The organism is Lyngbya sp. CCY1209 (assembly GCF_035615495.1).
Classification (GTDB): Bacteria; Cyanobacteriota; Cyanobacteriia; order Cyanobacteriales; family Microcoleaceae; genus Limnospira.
This window is the reverse complement of record NZ_JAJENU010000695.1, coordinates 1-338: the sequence shown is the minus strand read 5'-3', so window position 1 is coordinate 338 and position 338 is coordinate 1. Positions and strand designations below refer to the sequence as shown.

Genomic DNA, 338 nt, shown 5'->3' with positions numbered 1-338 from the left:
CGGCCGTTGTCGTCCAGTCGTCCCAATGCCCGGTATCCCTTGCGGGTGCTGACGGTCAGTTTGTCCGACTCGTCGGCAAGGTCGGTGAGGGCGTCGGCTTCGGCCGGGTCGATCGTCCGGGCGCGGTCCAACACGGGAGCGAACCGGAAATGCTCCCAACTGCCGGGGTTGTCGGGGGTGATGCCGTTCGGACTGGTGACGAAAACGGACCCTTTGTCCAGGTTGCTGTGCTGTCCTTCCACGGGGGCGATCGCGCCCCCCTTCATGTCGTCGCCTCTGACAAATCCAATCATGGGTAAATACTCCTGAGTAATGGGTGAATGGCCGTGGTGATAACG

General features: G+C 62.1%; 1 pseudogene. It reads right to left on the bottom strand.

The window, feature by feature from the left end:
* Positions 1 to 293, bottom strand: a pseudogene (locus tag LKE08_RS29370) (hypothetical protein); the annotation flags it as partial.
* Positions 294 to 338 lie beyond the last annotated feature (45 nt).